The sequence below is a fragment of the Shewanella sp. FDAARGOS_354 genome, assembly GCF_002209245.2.
Taxonomy (GTDB): domain Bacteria; phylum Pseudomonadota; class Gammaproteobacteria; order Enterobacterales; family Shewanellaceae; genus Shewanella; species Shewanella xiamenensis.
In genome coordinates this window covers 1448416-1468209 of the sequence record NZ_CP022089.2, presented here as the reverse complement: position 1 = coordinate 1468209, position 19794 = coordinate 1448416, and the positions used below count along the sequence as shown (strand labels likewise).

Genomic DNA, 19794 nt, shown 5'->3' with positions numbered 1-19794 from the left:
CTATCAGTTCTTCGCTGAGGCCAAATCGAGTGGGGTAATGACTTCAACTAAGGACTGGTCTTTCAAATTTTGCTGACCACGGGTAACGACGAGTTCGCCAGGCTTGATACCAGAAACAATTTCAATTAAATCACCTTCGCGGTATCCGATTTGAACTTCGCGACGGTTAGCATTGGTGCCGTCAATGACGTACAAGGCTTGCTTATTATCTTGATTGATTAAGGCGCTGTAGGGCACGGTAATCACATTTTCATGGGTGTCATATTTTAATTCGACCCGAGTGAACATCCCCGCTTTTAGGCGGGCGTCTTGATTTGGTACGGCCAAGGTGACTTTAAATGTGCCGCTTTGTGGATCCACCACAGGGCTGATACGTAGCACAGTTGCATGGATAGCATTTTTACTCTGTTGATTGCTAAATACTTGAGCCTCTTGGCCTAAGCGCAAACTGGTTAATTGCTGCTCTGGTAGATGCACAATGCCGTGCAATTCATCTTGGTTAACGATATAAAACAATTCGCCATACTCTTTAGCCATATTGCCCGCTTTTACATACCGCTTGGCAATAATGCCATCAATGGGCGAAACCACATGGCTTTCCTTCACTTGTAGTTCGGCAAGATCCCGTCTAGCAATAGCTGCTTGCAAGTTGTATTCAAGCTTGGCCATAGAGTCAGCGCTAACAAATTCTTTATTATTCATTTTCTTTAAGCGGTTTAACTCTTGCTCAATGATTTTAACTTCCGCTTCGGAACGATCTAAATCATATTGCTGACGTTTGGCATCAATAACCGCTAGTATTTGTCCTTTTTTAACGCGGTCGCCTTCTTCCACATTAATGGCTTCGATTAGGCCAGCGATTCGACTGACAACATTCGCCTCCTGTGGGGCTTCAAGGGTGGCCGTAGTACTGTAAAAAGAAGAGACATTACCCTGAATCACGGTCGTCGTTTCAACGGGAATAGCATATTTTTCTTCTTTTTTAGCTACTTCCTCTTCACCACAAGCCGCCAACATTGACACTAATAAAACGGGTAGGGCGAACTTAATCATTTTAGACTTTTCCATAAGAACTGTTACCTATTGTTTGAATATAATGATGCTAATAAGCATAAAACGTGCCATTTATTAAGTTACTGTTTTTATTTGTTAATTATTATTTTTGACGATTTTGCGCTAAGATGAATACGCCAGATGTAGCTAAAAAGTTTAAAAAGTGATGAAAAATGCTAAATAAGTTTTCATCGTGGGGCAAGAAGCATGTCATCGGGTGAGGGGCTACTGACTTAGTAGAACATGCCTAGAGTTAGAGTGAGATAAATGGCAATAAAAAAGCGCCCTTGAGGGCGCTTTGAATCGATAAATGCAGTGTTTAGCGTTTATCTAGGTCGATGAAGTCACGCGCAGTCTCGCCAGTATAAAGCTGACGTGGACGGCTGATCTTGTGACCAGGTTGATCCAACATTTCTTTCCAGTGAGCAATCCAACCCACAGTACGCGCTAATGCGAACAGTACAGTGAACATGCTGGTAGGAATACCAATGGCTTTCATGATGATGCCTGAGTAGAAGTCGACGTTTGGATAGAGTTTCTTCGAAATGAAGTACTCATCTTCCAGCGCAATACGCTCAAGTTCCATGGCGACATCTAATAATGGATCTTGTACTTTTAGCTCTTTTAACACTTCGTGACAGGTTTCACGCATCACTTTGGCACGTGGGTCAAAGTTTTTGTAAACACGGTGACCAAAGCCCATCAGACGGAATGGGTCGTTCTTGTCTTTCGCACGGGCAATGAATTCAGGAATACGGTCTACTGAACCGATTTCCTCTAACATTTGTAGACAAGCTTCGTTCGCGCCGCCGTGTGCAGGGCCCCATAGAGAAGCAATACCCGCAGCGATACACGCGAATGGATTCGCGCCTGAAGAACCGGCTAAACGTACGGTTGACGTTGACGCGTTTTGTTCGTGATCCGCATGAAGAATGAAGATACGGTCCATAGCACGTTCAACAATTGGGTTTACCTTGTACTCTTCACAAGGAACGGCAAACATCATGCTTAAGAAGTTGCCTGCATAGCTTAAGTCATTACGTGGATAAACGAATGGCTGGCCTGAAGAGTACTTGTAGCACATAGCAGCAATCGTTGGCATTTTGGAGACTAGGCGATAAGCGGCGATTTCGCGGTGGCGAGGATCGTTGACATCGAGTGAGTCTTGATAAAATGCAGACAATGCACCAGTAACACCACACAACATCGCCATAGGATGAGCATCACGACGGAAGCCTCTAAAGAAGAAGGCGATTTGCTCATGCACCATAGTGTGGGTTTTGACTGTGTGTACAAATTCAGCATATTGCTCTTTTGTCGGCAGTTCACCGTAAAGCAGCAGATAACACAGGTCTAGGTAATCGGAGTCAACGGCAAGTTGCTCGATTGGATAGCCGCGGTGTAACAATATACCTTGATCACCATCAATATAGGTAATTGCAGATTCGCAGGAGGCTGTCGCAAGAAAACCCGGATCAAAGGTGAAGTAACCTTTGCTGCCAAGTTTACTGATGTCGATTACGTCAAAACCAGCGGATCCTTGCTTTACTGGCAACTCTATCGAGTCATTCCCTGGTAATTCTAATTTGGCTTTTAAATCAGCCATACCCCGTTCTCCTTACTTCGTTCTTATCTGTGAGTGCGGCATGTCAAACCGCCATTACTTTACAGCCATTGTAGATCACATTTCAATTTAAATAAGCGTTTAAATTTGTTAGACCATGGTATAAAACGCTTTACTTTCCTTGCTACAGCTGGCACTTACGCGAAAATTTTCCTAAAAAAACAAAATTTGCATTCTGTGATGTTTGTATTTGACATTTCCCGCGAGTATACTTGCCTCCGCCTAATAATGGCTGCAAACGATGATGTTAAAGCACCCTTTGTTTACATGTTAAATGAGTGAGTGTTCAAATAGTTATCTGTTTGTTTAAACTTTGCTTTTGTGTTTACTTTTGCGGTGATTAATCACTCAGTTTAAAGTTTGTACAAAAGCGGTTCACATAACAAAAAAAATGCTCAATGGAGCTGAGTGAGCAGAACGTGAAAAAGCAAAGACCTGTCCATTTAGATCTGCAGACCATTCGCTTTCCTGCAACAGCGATTGTGTCAATTCTTCACCGTGTATCCGGTGTCATCATGCTGTTCGCTGTTGGCATTCTTATTTGGTTGCTAAATTCATCTTTAGCCTCCGCTGAAAGTTTCGCAGGCGTTCAATCTCTGTTTGATAACTTTGTTGTGAAGTTCATCATTTGGGGCATTTTGACTGCTTTGACCTTCCATTTATTCGGTGGCCTGCGCCACTTAGTGATGGATACTGGTCGTTGGGAAGAGTTGGCTTCGGGCACCGCCTCAGCGAAAGCTGTATTTGTGTTAACGGTAGCCTTTTCAATTTTAGCGGGGTTATGGGTATGGTAACCAATGCAGCAAGTTTTGGACGCAGTGGTGTTCATGACTTTATTCTACTACGCGCTAGTGCAGTAATCCTCGCCTGTTACACCATTTTCATGGTTGGCTTTATTGCATGTAGTTCCCCTCTCACCTATGACGTGTGGCATGGCCTCTTCAGTGCTCTGCCAATGAAAGTGTTTACACTGCTCGCGTTAGTTGCATTGCTTGTTCACGCTTGGATTGGTGTATGGCAAGTATTGACGGATTACGTCAAGTGCACATCGTTACGCGGTGTTTTACAGTTCACCTTTGTCGTTACCGTTTTCTGCTATTTAGCGGCCGGCATTGTTATTGTGTGGGGTGTCTAAGTGAGTATTCCAGTACGCGAATTTGATGCTGTAGTGATAGGCGCCGGTGGTGCAGGTATGCGTGCAGCACTACAGATTTCTAAAGAAGGTAAGAGCTGTGCGCTTTTATCTAAAGTATTCCCAACCCGTTCTCATACTGTGTCTGCGCAGGGTGGTATCACCGTTGCGCTGGGTAACGCCCATGAAGACCATTGGGAACAACACATGTACGATACCGTAAAAGGTTCCGACTTTATCGGCGACCAAGACGCTATCGAATTTATGTGTCAAACCGGCCCAGAAGCCATTATTGAACTTGAGCACATGGGGTTACCATTCTCTCGTTTCGAAAATGGTAAGATTTACCAACGTCCTTTTGGTGGTCAATCTAAAAACTTCGGTGGTGAACAAGCGGCTCGTACCGCAGCAGCGGCAGACCGTACCGGTCACGCACTGCTTCACTGCTTATACCAACAGAACGTAAAACACAAAACCCAAGTGTTCTCTGAATGGTATGCCCTCGATTTAGTGAAGAACCAAGACGGTGCCATCGTAGGTTGTACTGCGATTGAAATCGAAACTGGTGAAATCGTTTACTTCAAAGCCAAAGCCACTGTATTAGCTACAGGTGGTGCTGGTCGTATCTACGCTTCTACCACTAACGCTCACATTAACACTGGTGACGGTGTCGGTATGGCAATGCGTGCTGGCGTTCAGATGCAAGATATGGAAATGTGGCAATTCCACCCAACTGGTATCGCTGGTGCGGGTGTACTTGTGACAGAAGGTTGTCGTGGTGAAGGTGGTTACCTGCTAAACAAAGACGGTGAGCGTTTTATGGAGCGTTATGCACCAAACGCGAAGGATTTGGCATCTCGTGACGTAGTTGCACGTTCTATGATGACCGAAATCCGTGAAGGCCGTGGTTTAGATGGTCCATTAGGCCCACACTGCTTACTGAAACTCGATCACTTAGGTAAAGAGACTTTAGAAGCCCGTCTACCTGGCGTGTGTGAATTATCTCGTACCTTCGCTCACATCGATCCGGCTGATGGTCCGATCCCTGTTCTGCCAACTTGTCATTATATGATGGGGGGTCTGCCAACTAAGGTGAGCGGTCAGGTTATTCGTAAGAATGCTGACGGCACTGAGCAAGACGTAGTGGGTCTGTTTGCTGTAGGTGAGATTGCCTGTGTGTCTGTACATGGCGCGAACCGCTTAGGCGGTAACTCATTGCTAGATTTAGTGGTCTTTGGCCGTGCAGCAGGTCAACACTTAGGCAAAGCGCTCGATGAGACTGCCGATCCTAAGGATGCGACTGATGCTGATATTCAAGCTTCTCTGGCACGTTTACAACGCTGGGAAAACAATAAAGATGGCGAAGATCCTGTGCAAATCCGTAAGGATTTACAACTTTGCATGCAATTAAACTTCTCTGTATTCCGTCGTGGCGATGCCATGGCTGAAGGTTTAGAGCAGTTAAAAGCCATCCGTAAGCGTTTAGAAAATGCTAAATTGTCTGATAACTCTCGTGAGTTTAACACCCAACGTATCGAGTGTTTAGAATTAGACAACTTGATGGCGACGGCGATTGCTACCGCTTATGCTGCTAACTTCCGTACAGAGAGCCGTGGTGCTCACTCACGTGAAGACTATTTAGAGCGTGACGATGAAAACTGGCTATGCCACAGTTTGTTTGACCCTGTGACTGAAACCATGGACCGTCGTGCTGTGAATATGGCGCCTAAGTTGCGTGAAGCTTTCCCGCCGAAGAAACGTACCTACTAGTAGGAGTTGCAAAGATGAAATTGGAATTTGCAGTTTATCGCTACAATCCTGATGTAGATACAAAGCCTTACATGCAGGATTACAGCCTTGAAGTGGCTGCTGGCACTGACATGATGGTGCTCGATGCACTGATCAAGTTAAAAGAACAAGACCCAACCTTAGTGTTCCGTCGCTCTTGCCGCGAAGGTGTTTGTGGCAGCGATGGCCTGAACATGAACGGTAAAAACGGTCTGGCTTGTATTACCCCAATCTCTACTTTTAAAGGTAAGAAGTTGGAAATCCGTCCACTGCCAGGTATGCCAGTTGTACGTGATTTAGTGGTTGATTTAACTCAGTTCTACAAGCAATACGAGAAGATTAAACCCTTCCTTATCAACGATGATAAGCAGCCTGCTCGTGAACATTTACAGTCACCTGAACAACGTGCCCATTTAGATGGTCTTTATGAATGTATCATGTGTGCCTGTTGTTCAACGGCTTGTCCATCATTCTGGTGGAATCCTGATAAGTTTATCGGTCCTAGCGGTCTGCTGCATGCTTACCGTTTCTTGATCGACAGTCGCGATACAGCAACAGAAGAACGTCTTTCTGAGCTGGACGACGCCTACAGCGTATTCCGTTGCCACGGCATCATGAACTGCGTTGACGTTTGTCCAAAAGGACTTAATCCGACCAAAGCAATCGGTCATATTAAGTCAATGCTGCTTAAGAGAGCGGTGTAATGCGAGAACCTGAGCTGAAATCAATAATAATATAGCTCTCAAAGAGTCACTTTCTGGGCATAGAAGGTGGCTCTTTTGTGTATGTAATGGAAGACAACGCGCCGTGAAATCTGGATATTCTAGGGGCGGCAGAAATTATGTATCAAAGGTCCTGACCTGAGATCACATAAAAAAACTATGGCTAAGCACGTGTATAAAGTTTGAAAGGAATAGAAATGCACCAAGGCATCATGAAAGCCTGGCTCGAATCATCTCACTTAAGTGGTGCAAATTCGACCTACGTAGAAGAGATGTATGAAGCCTATCAAGAAGACCCTCAGTCAGTTTCTGACGATTGGCGTGCGGTTTTTGATAATCTCCCTCCGGTGAACGGTGCCTCTAAAGACGCGCCAGAAGCGGCCCACTCAAAAGTACGTGATTATTTTCGCAGTTTAGCGATGGAAGGACGTCATAAGAGCGCAGCTCGTGTGACCGATCCTGAGTTGGATGCTAAGCAAGTTAAAGTGCTACAGCTAATCAACGCCCACCGTTTCCGTGGTCACCAAGGTGCTAACCTTGATCCATTAGGTTTGTGGAAACGTGAACCTGTCGCAGATTTAGATCCCGCATTCCACGGTTTAACCAAAGAAGACATGGAGCGTGAGTTCAATACTGGCTCATTCGCCCATGGCGGCGAAACCATGAAGTTGGCTGATTTAGTCAAAGCGCTAAAAGCCACTTACTGTGGTTCTATCGGCGCCGAATACATGCATATTACCGACACCGATGAAAAGCGTTGGATCCAACAACGTCTCGAACCGTCCTTAGGTAAAGCTAACTACGATAAAAACGTTAAGACCCGCATTCTTGAAGGCCTAAATGCTGCTGAAGGCATTGAAAAATACTTAGGTGCTAAATTCCCTGGTGCGAAACGTTTCTCGTTAGAAGGCGGTGATGCACTAGTACCTATGATGCGCGAAATTATTTATCGTGCAGGTGAAGCGGGCACTAAAGAAATCGTCGTCGGTATGGCTCACCGTGGTCGTTTGAACGTCCTTGTGAACGTATTAGGTAAGCGTCCTGCTGAACTGTTTGATGAGTTTGCGGGTAAGCATGCTGATACTCATGGTTCTGGTGACGTGAAATACCACCAAGGTTTTTCATCTGACTTTGAAACACCGGGTGGCAATGTGCATTTAGCGCTGGCCTTTAACCCGTCTCACCTTGAAATCGTTAACCCTGTGGTTATGGGGTCTGTACGTGCTCGTCAAGACCGCCGCGGTTGTAAAGATGGTTTACAGGTGATGCCAATCACTATCCACGGTGACTCTGCCATTACTGGTCAAGGTATCGTACAAGAGACATTCAACATGTCTCAGACCCGTGGCTTTAAAGTGGGTGGTAGTATCCGCATCGTTGTCAACAATCAAGTGGGCTTTACCACTTCAAATCACCACGATGTGCGTTCAACTGAATACTGTACTGACATCGCTAAGATGGTACAGGCGCCGATTTTCCACGTAAATTCAGACGATCCAGAAGCGGTTGCCTTCGTTGCGCAGTTGGCCGTTGATTACCGTAACGAATTTAAACGTGATGTGGTGATTGATTTAGTGTGTTACCGCCGTCATGGCCACAACGAAGCTGATGAGCCAAGTGCAACTCAGCCACTGATGTATGCCAAGATCAAGAAACACCCAACGCCACGTAAGATTTACGCTGACAAACTGATCGCAGAAAACACCATTGCTGCCGATGATGTGACTAGCATGATCAACACTTATCGTGATGCCTTAGATCAAGGTGATTGCGTAGTGAAAGAATGGCGTCCAATGACACTGCACACCGTGGATTGGACTCCTTACATTGGTCGCGAATGGGATGAAGCCTATGACGCTTCACTGCCTATCGAACGTTTGCAGAAACTAGCCGATAAATTGAGCTACGTGCCTGAAAGCCATTCACTGCAATCCCGTGTTGCTAAGATTTATAGTGACCGCGTCGCGATGGCAAAAGGTGAGAAGTTACTCGACTGGGGCTTTGCTGAAACCTTAGCTTACGCAACGATTCTTGAAGATAAACAACGTGTTCGTATTACTGGTCAAGACTCTGGTCGTGGAACCTTCTTCCACCGTCATGCGGTTCTGCACAACCAAAACGATGCGACTACGTATTTACCACTGCGTAATATTGCCGAAAACCAAGGCCCAATCGACATCACTGACTCAGTATTGTCTGAAGCGTCAGTACTCGCCTTCGAATACGGTTATGCAACAGCGGAACCCGGCGGTCTGGCGATTTGGGAAGCTCAATTCGGTGACTTTGCCAACTGTGCGCAAGTGGTTATCGACCAGTTCTTGTCCTCTGGTGAGCAGAAGTGGGGCCGTTTATGCGGTCTTACCATGTTGTTGCCTCACGGCTACGAAGGCCAAGGTCCAGAACACTCAAGCGCCCGTTTAGAGCGTTTCTTGCAGTTATGTGCTAACCACAATATGCAAGTGTGTGTGCCATCAACACCAGCTCAGGTTTACCATATGCTGCGTCGCCAAGTGGTGCGCCCAATGCGTCGTCCACTGGTGGTTATGTCACCTAAATCATTGCTACGTCACCCATTAGCGGTTTCTAGCATGGAAGAATTGGCTAATGGCAGCTTCCAAAACGTGATCGGTGAAATCGATACGTTAGAGGCGAGCAAGGTCGATCGCGTGGTGTTCTGTAGCGGTAAGGTATACTTCGAGCTGCTGGAAAAACGCCGTAAAGAAAATATCAATAACGTCGCAATAATCCGTGTCGAACAGTTATATCCGTTCCCGCATGAAGAAATGGTTGCAGCCTTAGCTGATTACCAACATGTGAAGGATTTTGTATGGTGTCAGGAAGAGCCGCAAAACCAAGGTGCTTGGTACTCTAGCCAACATCACTTCTGGGCTGCTATCCCTGCGGGTGCAAAACTGACCTATGCTGGCCGTGAAGCGTCTGCTGCACCAGCTTGTGGTTACCCAGAGCTGCATGCTCACCAACAAGAATCTTTAGTGAACAGTGCGTTAAAGCTCTAATTGATAAGACTGTAGTCATAGACATTTTATAAAAAGGATCGTTTTTCATGAGTATCGAAATCAAGGTACCCGTACTGCCAGAATCTGTTGCCGACGCAACTATCGCCACTTGGCACGTAAAAGTGGGTGAACAAGTTTCTCGTGATCAAAATCTGGTTGATATTGAAACTGACAAAGTGGTGCTAGAAGTGGTTGCACCAGAAGATGGTCATATTGGTGAATTTCTATTCCACGAAGGCGACACCGTTCTGGGCGAGCAAGTGATTGCTAAGTTCATTGCTGGCGCGGTTTCTGGACAAGAAGTGACTAAAGCGCAAGCTGAAGCTGCTGCACCTGCTGCTGCGACAGAAGAGTCTAACGATGCGTTAAGCCCATCAGTACGCCGTTTACTGGCTGAACACAATGTTGATGCTAGCAAAGTGAAGGGCACTGGTGTGGGTGGACGTATCACTAAAGAAGACGTTGAAGCCTTTATCAAGTCTGCACCTAAAGCGGCAGTAGCACCTGCGGCTCCTGCGGTACAACCTTTAGCGGCGGGTCGCAGCGAGAAACGTGTACCAATGACACGTTTACGTAAGACTATCGCTAACCGTTTATTAGAAGCGAAAAACTCTACCGCAATGCTCACGACCTTCAACGAAGTGAACATGAAGCCCATCATGGATATCCGTAAGCAGTATCAAGATATCTTTGAAAAGCGCCACGGTATCCGTTTAGGTTTCATGTCTTTCTACGTTAAAGCGGTAACTGAAGCCTTGAAACGCTTCCCTGAAGTGAACGCGTCAATCGACGGTGACGACATCGTTTATCACAACTATTTTGATGTGAGCATCGCAGTATCTACACCACGTGGTCTGGTAACACCAGTGCTGCGTGACACCGATACCATGAGCTTGGCTGATATCGAAAAAGCAGTACGCGATCTGGCGATTAAAGGCCGTGATGGCAAGCTGACTGTGGCGGATATGACTGGCGGTAACTTCACTGTGACTAACGGTGGTGTATTTGGCTCGTTAATGTCTACCCCAATTTTAAACCTGCCACAAAGCGCGATTTTAGGCATGCACGCCATTAAAGATCGCCCAATGGCAGTCAATGGTCAGGTTGAAATCCTGCCCATGATGTACCTAGCTCTCTCATATGACCATCGTATTATTGATGGCCGTGAGTCAGTTGGCTTCTTAGTCGCCATTAAAGACTTCTTGGAAGACCCAACTCGTCTGCTGCTTGATCTGTAATCCAACTCAATAAACGATTCAGTTTAAAGAGTTTATTAAAGACAAAAGTAAGACATACCCTCGTGACTGGTCCAAACGGGCCAGTTGGATTTGATTAGAAGTATACGGATAGATCATCATGAATTTGCATGAGTATCAGGCAAAATCCTTATTTGCCGAATATGGTTTACCAGTGTCAGAAGGTTTTGCTTGTGATACAGCCCAAGAAGCTGTAGAAGCAGCTGGCCGTATTGGCGGAAATTTATGGGTTGTTAAGTGTCAAGTACACGCAGGCGGCCGCGGTAAAGCGGGTGGCGTTAAAGTCACTGGCGATAAAGAAGAAATCAGAGCCTTTGCCGAACACTGGTTAGGCAAAAATCTGGTGACTTATCAAACAGATGAGAAAGGTCAGCCAGTTGCTAAAATTTTAGTAGAAAGCTGCACCGACATCGCTAACGAACTGTACTTAGGTGCAGTAGTTGACCGTAGCACCCGTCGTGTGGTGTTTATGGCATCAACTGAAGGCGGTGTTGAGATTGAGAAAGTGGCCGAAGAAACGCCAGAACTCATTCACAAAGCGATCATCGATCCCCTGACGGGTCCTCAGCCATACCAAGCGCGTGATCTTGGCTTCAAACTGGGCTTAAACCCAACTCAAATGAAGCAATTCACCAAGATTTTCATGGGTCTGGCAACGATGTTCGTTGATCACGATTTCGCACTGCTGGAAATCAACCCACTGGTTATCACCACTGAAGGTAACCTGCACTGCTTAGACGGCAAAATTGGTATTGATGGCAACGCACTGTTCCGTCAACCAAAAATCAAAGCAATGCACGATCCATCACAGGATGACGCCCGTGAAGCTCACGCTGCAATGTTCGAACTGAACTATGTTGCGTTGGACGGAAACGTAGGTTGTATGGTGAACGGTGCTGGTCTGGCGATGGGTACGATGGACATCGTTAACCTGCACGGTGGCAAGCCAGCTAACTTCCTCGACGTAGGTGGTGGCGCGACGAAAGAACGTGTTGCTGAAGCATTCAAGATCATTCTGTCTGATAGCAATGTGAAAGCCGTTCTGGTTAACATCTTCGGTGGTATCGTACGTTGTGACATGATCGCAGAAGGTATCATTGGCGCGGTTAAAGAAGTTGGCGTTAAAGTTCCAGTTGTAGTGCGTTTAGAAGGTACTAACGCTGAATTAGGCCGTGAAGTATTAGCTAAATCAGGTCTTGATATCATTGCAGCTAACAGTCTGACTGATGCGGCTGAGCAAGTAGTTAAAGCTGCGGAGGGCAAATAATGTCTGTATTAATTAACAAAGATACCAAGGTAATTTGCCAAGGCTTTACCGGTGGTCAAGGTACTTTCCACTCTCAACAAGCTATCGATTACGGTACGCAAATGGTCGGTGGTGTATCTCCAGGTAAAGGCGGCAGCGAGCACTTAGGTCTGCCAGTGTTCAACACTGTGAAAGACGCTGTGGCTGCGACTGGCGCAACGGCTTCTGTTATCTACGTTCCAGCGCCTTTCTGTAAAGACGCTATCCTCGAAGCTATCGACGGTGGTATTGAGCTTATCGTTTGTATCACTGAAGGTATCCCAACACTGGATATGCTGGAAGTGAAAGTGAAGCTAGAAGAAACTGGCGTTCGCATGATCGGTCCAAACTGCCCAGGTGTTATCACCCCAGGTGAATGTAAGATTGGTATTATGCCAGGTCACATCCACTTAAAAGGTAAAGTGGGTATCGTTTCTCGTTCTGGTACGCTGACCTATGAAGCGGTTAAGCAAACCACTGACGAAGGTTTCGGCCAATCTACTTGCGTAGGTATTGGTGGTGACCCAATCCCAGGCACTAACTTCATCGACGTATTGGAAATGTTCCAAAACGATCCACAGACTGAAGCCATCGTAATGATTGGTGAAATCGGTGGTACTGCTGAAGAAGAAGCGGCGGCATACATCAAAGCTAACGTGACTAAACCAGTTGTTTCTTACATCGCGGGTGTTACTGCTCCTGCGGGTAAGCGTATGGGTCACGCGGGTGCAATTATCGCTGGCGGTAAAGGTACTGCTGCTGACAAATTTGCTGCATTAGAAGCAGCGGGCGTGACCACTGTCCGCTCGTTAGCGGATATCGGCAAAGCGCTGCGTGCTAAAACCGGTTGGTAATCTAACCGTTAACACACGAAAAGGCGCCTAAGGCGCCTTTTTTATTGTGCATCTGTTAGCCAGTGCTCTGGTGGAAGTGTGAGAATGGACAAAGCTAACACCATGCAGGCTAGCATTTTAGTTGGCAAAGGGTTAGATTGGGGTTCTCTACTGGGCGTCATAATCTGATTGACGTGCAAATGTATCCGTAGAGCCACAACCCTAAGCCTTACGCTTATGGCACCATGGCTGTTCAGCTATAAATCTTGTACTTAATTATCACACGATTGCGGCATTAAGCTGCGAGCGTATTTTTTATTGGCTTATCCCATTGGGGGAGGATAAGCCCAGAGCAGATGGCTAACCCTAAGGGGCATCTATTTACATGAGGGAAAGACTGTGAAAACGCCAAAGATTATTATTTCAGAAATCGATTTAGAAAGACTCGAGCGTCTGCTGGAGTCATTACCTGCGAATGCATTTCCGGGACGTGCAGCATTGGAGGCGGAACTCGACCGAGCAGACATTGTGCCCGCAGCGCAGATGCCCGCTAATGTGGTGACGATGAATTCTGAAGTGAAATTTAGTGTGTCATCCAGTAACGACACTTTTTGTTTGCGTTTAGTTTATCCTAAGGATGCGACGGGTGAGGGCACCATTTCCATACTCGCTCCCGTAGGCAGCGCCTTATTGGGCTTATCACAAGGTGATGAAATCGAGTGGCCAGGCCCTGGGGGCTCAATGGTCAAAGTCCGTATTGAAGAAATTGTTTATCAGCCAGAGCGTAACGGTGATTTTCATCGTTAGTCGCTTAGCTGGACATGAGTGAGTATATAGAGGGCAATATGAAGGAAGCCAATATGATTATACAGACAGAGCGTTTAATTCTTAGACCTTTTACCGAGCAGGATATCGATGCCCTCTATTTGATGAACAGTAACTCTGCGATGTTGAAATATATTCCAACCGAGCCTTTTACTGAGCGTGAGCAAGCTCGTGAACTGTTCCACAATGTGATCCTTCAGGATTACCAACAGCGGGGATTTGGCCGCTGGGCTGTTGAGCATAAGGCTGATAGCAAGGTGATTGGTTTTTGTGGGCCAAAATTTATTCCTGAGTTTAACGAAGTCGAAATTGGCTATCGTTATTTTCCTGAATATTGGGGCAAAGGCATCGGTACCGAAGCTGCTCAAGCAGCAATCAGCGTGTTCCCGCAGTTTGGTATTACGCAAATCATCGCTTTGATCTTAGAGGGGAATTTAGGTTCTGAAACAGTGGCTAAACGCATAGGAATGCATTGGCGTGAACCTAGCGAGTTTATGGGGTATAAAGTCAACGTCTACGCAAAAACTTTATAACTAACCATTTGTATTTTAATAAAAAACCAGCCGATGGCTGGTTTTTTATGATATAGCTTACAGCTAAGACACTATTGAAATATGCCTTCGAGCGAACTTATTCGTCGTTATGATCACAGGTGTCATTTGTGCAATGGCCGTACAAATATAAACTGTGGTTTGTCAGCTTAATATTATGTTTACTAGCCAATTCTTCTTGACGACGTTCGATCACTTCATCTGAAAATTCAATTACTTTACCGCAAGACAGGCAAACTAAGTGATCGTGGTGATGCTGAGTCGATAACTCGAACACGGCTTTACCACTTTCAAAGTGGTGACGACTGACTATGCCGGCATCATCAAACTGGTTTAATACACGGTAAACTGTCGCTAGACCAATTTCTTCGCCTAAATCGAGTAGTTTCTTATATAAGTCTTCTGCACTGATATGTTGGTTTTCAGGTCCTTGCATCAGTTCTAGGATCTTGACTCGTGGCAGGGTGATTTTCAAACCGGCTTTTTTTAGCGCTTGATTTCCATCTGTCATTGCTAATCTCTTGATTGCAGAACCAATAGGTTCATCCGTGGATAGTGATTGCCATTATAGAGGCTCAAATTAAAAACTTAAACCTTTGTTCTAGCTTTATGGGGCTATATGCAGATAAATTGTGTTACTGAGCGTGAAATCGCAATAAATTGCGGCAATTCAAGCATAGTTTTTGTAAGGTTATACCAAGGAATAATGTTCAGGATGCGAAAAATTCGGGACAATAAATAGAATAATTACAATAAAAGGAAACAGTATGTACAAACATATTGTGGTATTAACTGGCGCGGGTATTTCTGCCGAGTCGGGATTACGAACTTTTCGCGATCAAGATGGATTGTGGGAGGAGCATCATATTGAAGATGTAGCCACCCCCGAAGGTTATGCCCGAGATGCCGAGCTTGTTGAACGTTTCTATAACAGCCGTTGGGAGCAGTTACACAGTGGTACTGTGATGCCTAATGCGGCTCATGAAGCGTTAGCCAAGTTAGAGGCTGAGTTTTCTGGACAGTTATTGGTTGTCACCCAAAATATTGATAATTTACATGAGCGGGCTGGATCGCGTCGCTTACTGCATATGCATGGGGAATTATCTAAAGGCCGCTGTCCTCGCTCCCGTCAGACCTTTTTATTAAGAGAACCCTTTGGGGTAAACAACTGTTGTACGTGTTGTATTCCTGCACAAAGGTTACGTCCCCATGTGGTGTGGTTTGGTGAAATGCCGTTAGGCATGGATAGAATTCACGATGCGCTCGATAATTGTGATTTATTTATCGCCATTGGTACCTCGGGCACGGTATATCCCGCAGCGGGTTTTGTTGACACGGCCAATCATCATGGGGCGCAAACTGTCGAGGTTAATTTACAATCGCCCGATAGACACAGCCAGTTTCAATATCATTTAACCGGTAAGGCAGGGGAGTTGGTGCCTAAATTAGTCGATACTATACTCTCAGGCAAAGTGATTGGCTCCGATTTAGCCGAGTCTGATTTAAAAGAATGAGCAACGAGCCCATGGCGCAAAAACTGGCGATTATCATGCGTGGCTTGCCGGGCTGCGGTAAATCCTATTGGGTTGAACAGTTTGTCGCTAATCTGCCGTTAGAATATGCGCTGCGCGTCCGTCAAGGTGGTATTTTCTCGACCGACAGTTTTTTCTACGAGGGAGAGGTGTATCGATTCGATGCGAAAAAACTTTCCGAATACCATCAACGTAATTTAACTGCATTTATTCAAGCACTCAGCAATGCCCAGCCTGTGGTGATTTGTGATAATACTAATCTCTGCCGCTGGGAGTACATGGCTTACGAGGCCGCAGCCAAAGCCCTTGGCTATCAAGTGCGAATTATACTTGTTGGTAATCCATCAGATCCTGTTCATCAAAAACTGTGTGCTGAACGTAATCGTCACGGTGTGCTGTTAACTCAAATTCGCAGGATGGCAAAACAATTTGAGGATTGTTAACTTTCCTTTGTTTGTCATCTTTTGGTGTTATCTTCGATTCAAAATTAATGTCCAAGCCCCTGAGTAAGAGTTTCATAAGCTTGATCTTAATGACAGTTTCCCTTTTATTTGTCGATTATACTACGGCGAGTTAGTTCCTCTGGAGTGTACCTTGTTAACAAAACTGCTGCTCACCCTCGCCGTCATCATTATGGCGATTTTGCTGCTCGCTAAACGTAAGCCTGGTGTGGTTCAAGCGTCATTACAAAATACGCCTGTGTTACCGAGTCTATTGCGGCGCTACGCTTTGAGTGGGGTATTTTTACTGCTGGGGCTTTGTGTTTTAAGCTACAGTGTGTGGTATTGGCACGATCAGCATAAAGTGGTGACCGTGACAATTGTATCCCCATCGGGTGACAGTTTCGGTGTTTATCATGCCCGTAAAGGCGATATCTCAGAAGCAAAGATGGTCACGGTTGAGGGGGTACATATTCGTTTTTCAAATGCTGAGCGACTAGAGATCCTCGAAGACTAAGGCATATTTATTTTACGAATTTATCTCTCCCGCCTTTTCATTGCGAAGTTATGCGTTAAACTAGCGACAATTTTTTAGCCTGCACTTAAGTGGACTTTTTAGCTTAAGTTTTTTTCAGGAGGACACATGATTACTGCCTACGTCTATAAAAACCGTCAGTTGACGGTGACAGAGATTAACACTCAGGACAGTATTCCGGCGTCGACCATATGGTTGGATCTTTATAAACCTGATGATGCAGAGCGAGAGTGGTTAAGTCATTTTTCAGTTGAAGAAGTGCCAGACGAAGAAGATATCAACGAGATTGAGGCGTCGGCACGTTTTTATCAAAATAGCGACGGGCTGCATATCAATTCCTTATTCCCACAACGGGTGGGGCAAGATGTGCGTGGGGTGAACGTTTCCTTTAACCTGCGTACTAATTTTCTACTGACTATCCGCGAAGAGGATGTCGGACTTATCCGCCTATTACGAAACTATCTGCGGTTAGGTCGGCTAGAAGTATCAACCCCTCAGGAATTGTTTCTCGAACTATTTAATTTAAAAGTGGATTATCTCTCTGACTTGATCGAAGACGTGTATACCGTGCTTGAAAATGTCGGTGAGCAGGTTTTTGACAGTGAAGAGCTTGATGATGTGTTTAAGCTGATCACATTGCAAGAAGACTCCAATGGTAAGATTCGCTTAAGTTTACTCGATACCCAGCGCTCACTACGTTATATGCAGCGATATTACCGCGGGCAATTATCCGATGAACACTTAAAAGACTTACGTGAAATGCTCTCGGACATTGAGTCTTTAATGCCTCACAGCCAGTTTATCTTCGACAAGTTAAACTTCTTGCTGGATGCTGCGATGGGTTTTAGTGGATTACAGCAGAATAAGATCATCAAAATTTTCTCGGTCGCTGCCGTTGTCTTTCTGCCTCCGACACTGATCGCGAGTAGCTACGGAATGAACTTTAATGGTATGCCAGAGCTAGAATGGCAATATGGTTATCCGATGGCGATTCTAATGATGCTTGCGAGCGCTGCGGGGACTTACTTTTTCTTTAAGCGTAAGCATTGGCTGTAATTGGTCAATTTGATTTAATCGCAAAGTATTCGCAAAAAGCCGGAGTTTCTCCGGCTTTTTAATGGGGATTATTTGCGGCTATCGCCACCAAAGTAATAACTGACGCGTTCCCGAGGGTTGAGATATTCGTGAACTTTTTCAGGTAGTGCCGCGGGAGGAAGGCAGCGGACGATACTGATCCCTTCGATTTCAAGATCAACGATAGGCGCTTGATCTTTTGGCACTAATGCATCGTAAACGAGGATTTTAGGGCAAAGTAGCTTTTGCAGATTGACCGACATCACCATCGCGTATTGGCCGCTTGACAATTCCACCACACTTCCGGGGGGATAAATGCCAAGCATCTTGATCATTTTGCCAATATATTCCTGATTTAATTTCGTTTTATATTGTTTATACAAGTGTCCCAACGCGGCGTATGGCATACGAGCTTTACCTTGATTACCTGGGTAACACAGGGAGTCATATTCATTCACCACTGCTAATAGCTGGGACATCTTATCAAGATCCGTTTCCTGCAATCCCTTGGGGTAACCAGTGCCATCAAGAAACTCATGGTGATTGGTGATAGCAGGGAAGGCAGCCTCAGGGAAATTCTCAGCCAGTTTGAGTAAATCAATCCCAAGAAGGGGATGTTGCTTAATAAAATTAAGCTCAGGCGCAGACCAAGGTGTGGTCTTTTTCAAAATCTGCGGTGGCACTTTGAGTTTACCCACATCATGAAATAGCGCACTTAAACCGATTAATTCAATTTCACTTCGGTCCCATTCCATCTCTTTAGCAATCAGCATGGCGAGTATGGCAACGTTTAATGAATGGTAGTAAATACTCTCATCCTGTTTGGCGTCACTCATTAAGTGCAGTACTAGATTATCGGAAGTTAACAGCTGTTCCACCATACTGTGGACTAACACCTTAGCATCATCAACGGCATTCAATGGTCGATTGCGTAGTTTAGAAATCATACTGCGCATCATGGCCACTGAACGGGTGAAGTTTTGTTCCGTTTTATGAATATCTCGGCGGAGTTTTTTCTGGACTTCGATTTGCTCAGCCTTATAGACATCCATATCATTTTTAAGATCGTGCAGTTCTGGACTCGGTGGCAGCTTGATAGGGTTAATGGCCTCAGGATTTAGCGGTGCGGTTTCACTGCGCTCTAAATCGACAATTACGTGTTCAATACCGAGATTTTTAATTAATTCAATTTGCGCAGCCTGTTTTATGTGAAAGCTACTGAATAAAAAAGGATGATCTTTCCAAGCAACGGGTAAACGCACAAAATTACCCACTTGTAATTGATGAATTGATACTTTACAGCTTTTTTTCATATTTTTGTTATCGTGAAGCCAATGGCGTTATTTTATATCAATGGTGCAGCTTTACAATTACTTAACTAACATGTCAGCATAGTAAGATTGGAAAATAACCGAAGCATTGAGCCTATATGGATTTTATCGAAGTATACCCTAATGCGATACCTGAAGACCTATGTGATCGTCTCATTCTTGCGTTCGAAAACCACTCAGGTGTGGTTGATGGGCAAACCGGTAATGGGGTCGATCTTGAAAAAAAGATCAGTCGAGATCTTACACTAGATAATTTCATAGATTTACAGCCACTTAAGAATGAGTTGTTATCTTATACCCTTAAGGGGACCGCTGATTATTTTACTCAATATTCGATGGCGTTGATGGGAGCTGTGGCGGTTTCTGTTAGTGATGAACAAGGTCAAGCTGTGACTCTAACGCCAACGAATTTTGAGCGTCTTGGTAAACCGAGAGCCGAAGCATTGGTCAAATATTTATACCGCAGTGGTAGTATTAATATTCAGAAATATCAAAAGAATAAAGGTGGATATCCCCACTGGCATTCAGAGCAATTTCCTCAGCTTAACCACAACGAGGCCTTACACCGTGTGGTGCTTTACATGTTTTATTTAAATGATGTAGAAGAGGGCGGCGAGACCGAGTTTTATTATCAGCAGCGTAAAATCGCACCTAAAAAAGGCACAATGGTGATTGCGCCAGCAGGTTTTACTCATTCCCATCGTGGCAATATGCCTATCAGTAATGATAAGTACATTGCCACCTCTTGGGTGATGTTTAATCGCGCCGAGCAGCTTTATGCTGTTTATGCATAGGA

19 protein-coding genes are annotated in these 19794 nt (G+C 45.2%); 15 read left to right on the top strand and 4 right to left on the bottom strand.

Features of this window, described 5'->3' with window-relative positions:
* Positions 1-3: 3 nt before the first annotated feature.
* Both CEQ32_RS06650 and CEQ32_RS06645 read right to left on the bottom strand, forming a co-directional pair.
* Positions 4-1068 carry an efflux RND transporter periplasmic adaptor subunit gene (locus CEQ32_RS06650; protein ID WP_037417471.1) on the bottom strand — a complete coding sequence of 355 codons (1065 nt, stop codon included), beginning with the start codon at positions 1066-1068 and terminating at the stop codon, positions 4-6.
* 304 nt (positions 1069-1372) lie between these two features.
* Positions 1373-2659 (bottom strand): citrate synthase, encoded by a 1287-nt coding sequence (locus CEQ32_RS06645; RefSeq protein ID WP_088585728.1) that lies wholly within the window; start codon positions 2657-2659, stop codon positions 1373-1375.
* A gap of 416 nt (positions 2660-3075) precedes the next feature.
* On the opposite strand from CEQ32_RS06645, the gene sdhC reads away from it, so the two are divergent.
* The 10 genes from sdhC (at position 3076) to CEQ32_RS06595 (ending at position 14068) form a co-directional block, all read left to right on the top strand.
* Positions 3076-3471, top strand: coding sequence for a succinate dehydrogenase, cytochrome b556 subunit (sdhC, locus tag CEQ32_RS06640; RefSeq protein WP_037417467.1), 396 nt, complete (start codon positions 3076-3078; stop codon positions 3469-3471).
* The gene (gene sdhD / locus CEQ32_RS06635) at positions 3465-3812 is read left to right on the top strand and encodes a succinate dehydrogenase, hydrophobic membrane anchor protein (protein WP_011622411.1); all 348 of its coding nucleotides are present in this window, start codon (positions 3465-3467) and stop codon (positions 3810-3812) included. The genes sdhC and sdhD overlap by 7 nt, the downstream gene beginning before the upstream one ends.
* A complete protein-coding gene (gene sdhA, locus CEQ32_RS06630; protein WP_047536607.1) occupies positions 3813-5579 on the top strand; it encodes a succinate dehydrogenase flavoprotein subunit in 1767 nt (588 codons plus the stop codon).
* A 14-nt stretch (positions 5580-5593) separates the two neighbouring features.
* Positions 5594-6301: a succinate dehydrogenase iron-sulfur subunit gene (locus CEQ32_RS06625; protein WP_037417461.1), complete on the top strand. Its 708-nt coding sequence runs from the start codon at positions 5594-5596 to the stop codon at positions 6299-6301.
* A 215-nt stretch (positions 6302-6516) separates the two neighbouring features.
* Positions 6517-9336 (top strand): 2-oxoglutarate dehydrogenase E1 component, encoded by a 2820-nt coding sequence (gene sucA / locus CEQ32_RS06620; RefSeq protein WP_037417459.1) that lies wholly within the window; start codon positions 6517-6519, stop codon positions 9334-9336.
* A 47-nt stretch (positions 9337-9383) separates the two neighbouring features.
* Positions 9384-10574: a 2-oxoglutarate dehydrogenase complex dihydrolipoyllysine-residue succinyltransferase gene (gene odhB / locus CEQ32_RS06615; RefSeq protein ID WP_037425611.1), complete on the top strand. Its 1191-nt coding sequence runs from the start codon at positions 9384-9386 to the stop codon at positions 10572-10574.
* 118 nt (positions 10575-10692) lie between these two features.
* Positions 10693-11859, top strand: a complete 1167-nt coding sequence (sucC, locus tag CEQ32_RS06610; protein WP_037417455.1) for an ADP-forming succinate--CoA ligase subunit beta — start codon at positions 10693-10695, stop codon at positions 11857-11859.
* Complete coding sequence (sucD, locus tag CEQ32_RS06605; RefSeq protein ID WP_037417452.1) at positions 11859-12731, top strand: succinate--CoA ligase subunit alpha; 873 nt, start codon at positions 11859-11861, stop codon at positions 12729-12731. Before sucC ends, sucD begins: the two co-directional genes overlap by 1 nt.
* A 378-nt stretch (positions 12732-13109) precedes the next feature.
* On the top strand, positions 13110-13517 hold the full coding sequence (gene rnk, locus CEQ32_RS06600) for a nucleoside diphosphate kinase regulator (protein WP_037425608.1): 408 nt from the start codon (positions 13110-13112) through the stop codon (positions 13515-13517).
* 53 nt (positions 13518-13570) lie between these two features.
* Entirely contained in the window at positions 13571-14068 is a 498-nt protein-coding gene (locus tag CEQ32_RS06595) for a GNAT family N-acetyltransferase (RefSeq protein ID WP_037425716.1), read from the top strand.
* A gap of 97 nt (positions 14069-14165) precedes the next feature.
* On the opposite strand, the gene fur is transcribed toward CEQ32_RS06595, so the two are convergent.
* On the bottom strand, positions 14166-14597 hold the full coding sequence (gene fur / locus CEQ32_RS06590; RefSeq protein ID WP_037417447.1) for a ferric iron uptake transcriptional regulator: 432 nt from the start codon (positions 14595-14597) through the stop codon (positions 14166-14168).
* A gap of 256 nt (positions 14598-14853) precedes the next feature.
* Between fur and cobB the strand changes: the two genes are divergently transcribed.
* From cobB to corA, 4 genes are all read left to right on the top strand, one after another.
* Positions 14854-15600, top strand: coding sequence for a Sir2 family NAD+-dependent deacetylase (gene cobB / locus CEQ32_RS06585; protein ID WP_037425606.1), 747 nt, complete (start codon positions 14854-14856; stop codon positions 15598-15600).
* 11 nt (positions 15601-15611) lie between these two features.
* Positions 15612-16061 carry an ATP-binding protein gene (locus tag CEQ32_RS06580; RefSeq protein ID WP_037425713.1) on the top strand — a complete coding sequence of 150 codons (450 nt, stop codon included), beginning with the start codon at positions 15612-15614 and terminating at the stop codon, positions 16059-16061.
* Between the two features lie 151 nt (positions 16062-16212).
* Entirely contained in the window at positions 16213-16575 is a 363-nt protein-coding gene (locus CEQ32_RS06575; RefSeq protein WP_069454771.1) for a hypothetical protein, read from the top strand.
* A 126-nt stretch (positions 16576-16701) separates the two neighbouring features.
* On the top strand, positions 16702-17649 hold the full coding sequence (gene corA / locus CEQ32_RS06570; RefSeq protein WP_037417441.1) for a magnesium/cobalt transporter CorA: 948 nt from the start codon (positions 16702-16704) through the stop codon (positions 17647-17649).
* A gap of 68 nt (positions 17650-17717) precedes the next feature.
* On the opposite strand, the gene CEQ32_RS06565 is transcribed toward corA, so the two are convergent.
* A complete protein-coding gene (locus tag CEQ32_RS06565; protein WP_037417439.1) occupies positions 17718-18980 on the bottom strand; it encodes an HD-GYP domain-containing protein in 1263 nt (420 codons plus the stop codon).
* Positions 18981-19096: 116 nt separating this feature from the next.
* Between CEQ32_RS06565 and CEQ32_RS06560 the strand changes: the two genes are divergently transcribed.
* Positions 19097-19792 (top strand): 2OG-Fe(II) oxygenase, encoded by a 696-nt coding sequence (locus CEQ32_RS06560; protein WP_037417437.1) that lies wholly within the window; start codon positions 19097-19099, stop codon positions 19790-19792.
* Positions 19793-19794: the final 2 nt, after the last annotated feature.

Excerpts from the sequence above, each read along its gene's own strand:
- CEQ32_RS06650 (WP_037417471.1), bottom strand. The coding sequence starts at position 1,068 with ATGGAAAAGTCTAAAATGATTAAGTTCGCCCTACCCGTTTTATTAGTG.
- CEQ32_RS06645 (WP_088585728.1), bottom strand. The coding sequence starts at position 2,659 with ATGGCTGATTTAAAAGCCAAATTAGAATTACCAGGGAATGACTCGATA.
- sdhC (WP_037417467.1), top strand. The coding sequence starts at position 3,076 with ATGGAGCTGAGTGAGCAGAACGTGAAAAAGCAAAGACCTGTCCATTTA.
- sdhD (WP_011622411.1), top strand. The coding sequence starts at position 3,465 with ATGGTAACCAATGCAGCAAGTTTTGGACGCAGTGGTGTTCATGACTTT.
- CEQ32_RS06625 (WP_037417461.1), top strand. The coding sequence starts at position 5,594 with ATGAAATTGGAATTTGCAGTTTATCGCTACAATCCTGATGTAGATACA.
- sucA (WP_037417459.1), top strand. The coding sequence starts at position 6,517 with ATGCACCAAGGCATCATGAAAGCCTGGCTCGAATCATCTCACTTAAGT.
- odhB (WP_037425611.1), top strand. The coding sequence starts at position 9,384 with ATGAGTATCGAAATCAAGGTACCCGTACTGCCAGAATCTGTTGCCGAC.
- sucC (WP_037417455.1), top strand. The coding sequence starts at position 10,693 with ATGAATTTGCATGAGTATCAGGCAAAATCCTTATTTGCCGAATATGGT.
- sucD (WP_037417452.1), top strand. The coding sequence starts at position 11,859 with ATGTCTGTATTAATTAACAAAGATACCAAGGTAATTTGCCAAGGCTTT.
- CEQ32_RS06595 (WP_037425716.1), top strand. The coding sequence starts at position 13,571 with ATGATTATACAGACAGAGCGTTTAATTCTTAGACCTTTTACCGAGCAG.
- fur (WP_037417447.1), bottom strand. The coding sequence starts at position 14,597 with ATGACAGATGGAAATCAAGCGCTAAAAAAAGCCGGTTTGAAAATCACC.
- cobB (WP_037425606.1), top strand. The coding sequence starts at position 14,854 with ATGTACAAACATATTGTGGTATTAACTGGCGCGGGTATTTCTGCCGAG.
- CEQ32_RS06580 (WP_037425713.1), top strand. The coding sequence starts at position 15,612 with ATGGCGCAAAAACTGGCGATTATCATGCGTGGCTTGCCGGGCTGCGGT.
- corA (WP_037417441.1), top strand. The coding sequence starts at position 16,702 with ATGATTACTGCCTACGTCTATAAAAACCGTCAGTTGACGGTGACAGAG.
- CEQ32_RS06565 (WP_037417439.1), bottom strand. The coding sequence starts at position 18,980 with ATGAAAAAAAGCTGTAAAGTATCAATTCATCAATTACAAGTGGGTAAT.
- CEQ32_RS06560 (WP_037417437.1), top strand. The coding sequence starts at position 19,097 with ATGGATTTTATCGAAGTATACCCTAATGCGATACCTGAAGACCTATGT.